The sequence below is a fragment of the Phenylobacterium sp. genome (assembly GCF_016793225.1).
In the GTDB taxonomy this organism is placed as follows: Bacteria; Pseudomonadota; Alphaproteobacteria; order Caulobacterales; family Caulobacteraceae; genus Phenylobacterium.
On record NZ_JAEUMN010000031.1, the window covers coordinates 1 to 1583 of the forward strand.

Here is a 1583-nt window from a genome sequence, read left to right on the forward strand (position 1 = left end):
GTCCGCGTGCTCGAGAACCCCTCCTGCCGCTGGTCCACCTGGGACGCCCTGCGCAACGGCACGCCCCCCAACCCCAAGCTCGCACCCACCATCATGGAACGCGCCTGGTCCTCGCCCATCTGGTACGAGCCGGCCGCGTGAGGACCGCACCGCTTCCCCGCCGCCGACTGCTCACGCTCCTCGGCTCGGCGGCGCTGGCGCCCGGCGCGGCGGCCTCCGCCGCCCGGCGCCCCAACATCGTCCTCATCGTCGCCGACGACCTGGGATACGGCGACCTGGGCGTGCAGGGCGGCCGGGACGTTGCGACGCCGCATCTCGACCGCCTGGCGTCGCAGGGCGTCCGGATGACCGACTTCTACTCGAACCACCCCAGTTGCGCGCCCGCCCGCGCCGCGCTGCTGTCCGGTCGCTACCAGCATCGCTTCGGCTTCGAGAACAATCCCGGCGTCGCCCAATCGACGTCGCCGGTGGTCGGCCTGCCGCGGGATCATGGCGGGACGCTGCCCGAGCGGCTGAAGGCGCTGGGCTATGCGACGGCGGCCGTGGGCAAGTGGCACATCGGGTTCACGCCCGAGAACCTGCCCACCGCCCGCGGTTTCGACCGGTTCTACGGCTTCCTGGGCGGCGCGATGGCCTATACGCCCGACGCGCCCTCGGGCGCCAAGGACATGGTCCGCGGGTCGGCGGCCACGCCCATGCCCGGGCACACGACCGAGGCCTTCGCCGACGAGTCCGTGGCCTTCATCGAGGCGAACCGCACCCGGCCGTTCTTCCTGTACCTGGCGTTCAACGCCGTGCACGCGCCCCTGCAGTCCACGGCCGCCTACCTGGGCCGGTTCGCGGCCGTGAAGGACCCCAGGCGCCGGGCCTACCTGGCCATGCTGGCGGCGATGGACGAGGCGGTCGGCCGTGTGGTCCGCGCCGTCGACGACGCCGGCCTGGCGCGCGACACGCTGATCGTCTTCACCAGCGACAACGGCGGGCCCACCTGGCAGACCACCAGCTCGAACGGCCCCCTGAACGGGGTCAAGGCGACGGTTCTCGAGGGCGGCGTGCGCGTGCCCACGATCTTCCGCTGGACGGGGCGGCTGCCCGCGGGGCGGGTATCGCCGGCCGTGGGGACCGGCGTCGACCTGACCGCAACCCTGCTGGCGGCGGCCGGCGCGCCGCGTACGCCCGAGCTGGACGGCGCCGACCTCGGTCCCGCGCTCGCGGGCCGCGCCCGGCCGCCCGAGCGGACGCTCTACTGGCGGCTGGGGCCGCAGGGCGCCATCCGCTCGGGCCGCTGGAAGGCGGTGCGGGCCGAGGACCGCTGGTGGCTGTTCGACCTGTCGCGGGACGTGGGCGAGCGGCAGGACCTCGCCGCCGCGCGGCCGGACATCCTCTCCCGTCTCCAGGCCGACTGGACGCGGTGGTCATCCCAGATGCCGCCGCCCGCGTGGGGCTCCCTCAATCGGACCGAGCGCTCCGCGGCCGGCGAGGTGAAGGGCATGATCGCGGCGTACGTCGAAGGCCGGCCCGTCGATCCCCGCAGCCTGCTCTACGGCGGCGGACCCGAGTAGCGGTCAGATCGCCGCCACGGT

General features: G+C 74.4%; 2 protein-coding genes. Both read left to right on the forward strand.

Features of this window, described 5'->3' with window-relative positions:
- Positions 1–6: 6 nt before the first annotated feature.
- Entirely contained in the window at positions 7–141 is a 135-nt protein-coding gene (locus JNK30_RS22965) for a DUF3604 domain-containing protein (protein ID WP_367118726.1), read from the forward strand.
- Positions 138–1562, forward strand: coding sequence for a sulfatase-like hydrolase/transferase (locus JNK30_RS03445; protein ID WP_293480208.1), 1425 nt, complete (start codon positions 138–140; stop codon positions 1560–1562). The genes JNK30_RS22965 and JNK30_RS03445 overlap by 4 nt, the downstream gene beginning before the upstream one ends.
- Positions 1563–1583: the final 21 nt, after the last annotated feature.